A 4,093-nucleotide genomic window follows, 5' to 3' on the forward strand; every position below is an offset into this window, starting at 1 on the left:
CCGATAAAATATAATAATCATTTTCAAAAACCATTAGATGTTATAAATTAGATTGTAAATTAACTTCGAGGTATTTTTTAAAAAGATACAGATGAAGCTGGGCTTTTTAGTAAAATGTATACTATAATGTGCGTACCAGCCATTATTCTGAAGAGGTTTCTATTTTTTATTTATTCACTAAAAATAAAACACCCTCATCTTATTTTAGGCAAGCACAAATAAAAAAAGATGAGGTTTATATAAAATTATCTATGAAGCCATTCTAATTGCAATGCTTATAATTGCCATGCATATACCTCCTGCTAATAATGCAGAAAATGCATATGTATACTTACTAAATTTAGCAAACAACCAAATATATCTCATGAGTGATATCGATGCTATTGATATTGATGAGGCAAACATTAAAAATACGTATATTCCTGAAATAAACCAACCTGTTATTTCATAAACATCTTTTAAAGTGAACAATAAAATTGACAAATAAAAAGCAGATAATGCAAGCCCACTTAAAAAGTCATACAAATCAATGTAGGTGATATTTTTATCTTTATCTGGCAAGCCAATAAAATCCTTAAATTTTTCATTGCTAATTTTTGCTAACAAGCGCCCTATGAATGGAGAAAAGATAGCAAAAATCATTATAAAATGGATGAATAACAGCATTAATTTCATTCGGTTATCAACAGATTGATTTACCGGCCAACTAGAACAAATGGCATAATCCATTTTCACAAGTAAGAGAAGACATAAAATTGATGGTAGATAGTCTGAGAAAAATATTGTCCGCATCCATTTTGCCATTTATTTAACCCTACGATTCAGTGTGAAAAGTTCGATGTAAATAGAGAATTTCATCTTAGTCCAAAAGATTAACGCAATCCTTTAAATAAATAAAACAAAAACTCAGGATACATCCAATCCATTATTCATATCTACTCACTCTTAAAATACTACTATTTTCTTAAATTTATTATTTTTACCTCTATGGAGAGCCTGGTATTTTTTAATTCCCTGCCTTATAAAAATCAATCAATAATCACCTAAAACATCATTCAAAATATATATTTCCTGTTCTGCACCTGAAGCAAGAAAAATATTATTCAATTCTAACGTGAAGATTTCGTGCCAAATCATGCGTTCACTTTTATTTTCCCACCTTTGAAAAAGAACATCTTCAACAGAGATCCAGATTATATTTGCATTAGGATCTAACAGAAGTTGCTTGAAGCCCTCATCTGGGATAGTTAGTGCATGAGATATGATTTTATTTTTAGAACCACCATTAGTAATCATTTGCCAGAAGGGTTGAGGTTCTATGAAATCACTCAATGAGGTGAAAGTTAAACCTCTAATCTGAGCTGCGTGCATTGTATTACTTACAATATGACAATGAAGGTTGCCGTTGCTGGGTCTGAGCATTCCCCGCTTCTATTTCGATTGCATGTTTCACCGCAACATTAACCCAGCGGAACGTTTGTTCTGCTGCTGTTCTTGCTCTGGATGCAATCTCATCGAACTTACGAAGAATTTCATTACCAGTTAAATCCTTCACTCGTAGACCAGCCCATTCCTTTAAACGATTTTCTGCCTTATCCAACACCGCCAGAGTGTTTGGTTTGGCCGGTTTCGATCTACCCAAGAGATGTTGGCGGTATTGAGCGAACACTTCACTGATAGTGAGTTCAGAAGCATCTGTTTCTCTTTTAATTTTGTTGGGGTTTCTCTTTGTTGCGATCATTGTCTGAACCAACTGTCGCGCTAACTCACGGGCTTGATCGATACTTGGAAAATCAGACACATTTCCAACCTTTACCTTCAAGACAGAGCTTGGCTTCTTACCCTCACTGGCATTACGATCTGATGAGGCTACTCTTCGCTGGATCACATAGGTTTTTTTCGTCAAACTGACCTTCACACCAAAGCCAACTGGTGAGTCGCGGTGGTCATCAAAAACTATGTAAGGTTTATGCTCTGGGTTTACTTCGAAAACGACTTTTCCCGCATGGTTAAGGGTGGCTTCACACCAATGCTTAACTTATTGATAATAAAAGCCTGACTGAGAGTTGTTTTCAAAGTATCACCACTATTTGTAGCCCAAGAATGATTAGAAGGTAACCTATCACATTCTAGGCTACAAGTGAGCTACAAATTTATGGGTTTATAGAACAGCGGCCGAGGAGTCTGGTAAGTTTAGATCTGAAGTCCTAGAAGCAGCGCTTGCCCACTCCAAGAAAGACGAAATTGTTGCAGCGTATAATCGCGCGGAGTATCTCGCCGAACGAGACGCACTTATGCAGTGGTGGAGTGATTATGTGCAATCTCAAAAGTTTAAAGCGGTTGCTGTATGAAATCATCTTCACAAATCATATAGTAACATTATTAGAAATGTAACGTATTAAAATTAATAGATATTGCTCTTAAAATACGAAAATTAAGCATAGTTACAGTACGTTTTCCTCCCCTCCTTCAAAAAAAGCTTTGAATTTTCCTTTTTTCATGAGTAAAATTAATGTTTAAAGGGAATATCTAAACGGAGCACAATGTGGCAAATCTCACTAACTCACTGAAAATGAAAGGAATTAATTTATTTGGGAAAAATGCAGTCAACATTGATACTAATAAAATCATCATCAAAGAAGAAACTATCTATGGAAGACCTTATACAATTCTAGTATTGCCATTACTTAACAGTAAAAAGGCATATAAATTAGTATTAAAAGAGGGTAGCGAAGTAATTCTAGGTCAAAAAAATGATTTTAAGAAAAATTTAATAAATTCAATTTTATGGAGAATATTTACTCCTTTTACTATTTTTTGTGTTTTGAGCTTACTTTCCTTTCATTTTTCAGATCTTAGTATAGTTGTTATGTTGCTTTTTCCTGTAGTATTTGGGTTTATGTCCTATGCAATGTGTTATATTGAACTGAAGGATTATCTAAAAAAATCGCTGATACAGTATCTTTTTTTAGCGGCACAGTTACAGCTTGTCTTGCAGTAATAAAATTTGATGTTACCACAGAAAACACAGCCTCAACTTTACACAGCCCTTTTATTAATGGCATATTAATATTTTTTTTAGTTTTCTTTGCTTTTTTTGCAAGCATCAAATTCTTCATCTCTGCTGATGAAACATTGAAAGCAAGAAAAATTTACTTATCACAAATCTTAGCACCTAAAAAAAGAAAAACTTTTCTCAGAAATATGAAAGCTAAATACGTTAGACTTCAAAGAAAGGTACGTACCCTCATGACTTGGAAAATTTAATATCCTTTAAAAAAAACAATTTCTTCAAACTTTTAATAAAGTGGAACGAAACAATAAATTATAAAAAATGGAAAAAGCATGACTGTGGCAGCAAGTAAACAAGATGCAATTATACTGATAAGAGACACGCTTCTATTATATCCAGCAAGACCCGAAACAAAAAAAGACAGATACCCAACAAAAAAAATCAATCTATAAAATTCACTTTTAATAAAAAATAAAAAAATTTTCATAAATTCCCCTGTAAAAGTAAGCCTAAGCTTTATTGATAACCAGTCATTTAATAAAATGATAACTTAATAAATAACATCAAATGTAAATCTGTCAACAAAAAATGATAAAATAGTACACTTGTATTTATAGTCACAAAAAAACAAAGCAAAATGGGGACCGCAATGTCTTTAAAAATTATTATTCAAACCCTACGTTACTTAAAAAACAGGCTCTCATTTATCAGTGTTTTTTATACACTTTAAATAAAGTTATGCCAAACCGAAATAATGCAGTTATAAAATGAAAAATTTAGACACGTTAATAAAAAACTGGCTAGTTGACTCAATATCAAAGAAATATTAAGGGTAAAATCTGTAGATCTTCTACTACTCCGTAAATATTAAGAGCATCTCCGTCATCACATAAAATTAGTAGTTATATCTTATCAGACGCCATTTTTATACCATGTAGATTTCAATATAAAACGCATTTTAAACATACATGAGTCGGGCTTTTTTATTTCTTTGAAGCTATTTTTAACAACTGTAATCTGAGAGATTTCGGACATTTTTAGTCAATGCCCCCGTATTTTTTCAATATAATATGTTATGAT

The 4,093-nt window shown here is 32.4% G+C and carries 3 protein-coding genes and 2 pseudogenes; 2 read left to right on the plus strand and 3 right to left on the minus strand.

Translation table 11 applies throughout. The annotated features are described in order from the left end of the window. Positions 1-249: 249 nt before the first annotated feature. The 3 genes and pseudogenes from BIY29_RS19455 to BIY29_RS19465 form a co-directional block, all read right to left on the minus strand. Positions 250-804, minus strand: a complete 555-nt coding sequence (locus tag BIY29_RS19455) for a hypothetical protein (RefSeq protein WP_240630236.1) — start codon at positions 802-804, stop codon at positions 250-252. Between the two features lie 228 nt (positions 805-1,032). Continuing rightward, a complete protein-coding gene (locus tag BIY29_RS19460; protein ID WP_121576664.1) occupies positions 1,033-1,371 on the minus strand; it encodes a hypothetical protein in 339 nt (112 codons plus the stop codon). Positions 1,372-1,681: 310 nt separating this feature from the next. Beyond that, positions 1,682-2,076, minus strand: a pseudogene (locus BIY29_RS19465) (integrase); the annotation flags it as partial. Between the two features lie 83 nt (positions 2,077-2,159). Here BIY29_RS19465 and BIY29_RS19470 point away from each other — a divergent pair. After that, positions 2,160-2,351 (plus strand): annotated as a pseudogene (locus BIY29_RS19470) (integrase); the annotation flags it as partial. Positions 2,352-2,545: 194 nt separating this feature from the next. Then, positions 2,546-3,001, plus strand: a complete 456-nt coding sequence (locus BIY29_RS19475; RefSeq protein ID WP_121576665.1) for a hypothetical protein — start codon at positions 2,546-2,548, stop codon at positions 2,999-3,001. Positions 3,002-4,093 lie beyond the last annotated feature (1,092 nt).

Origin of the sequence: Brenneria alni (genome assembly GCF_003666245.1) — a bacterium.
GTDB lineage: Bacteria > Pseudomonadota > Gammaproteobacteria > Enterobacterales > Enterobacteriaceae > Brenneria > Brenneria alni.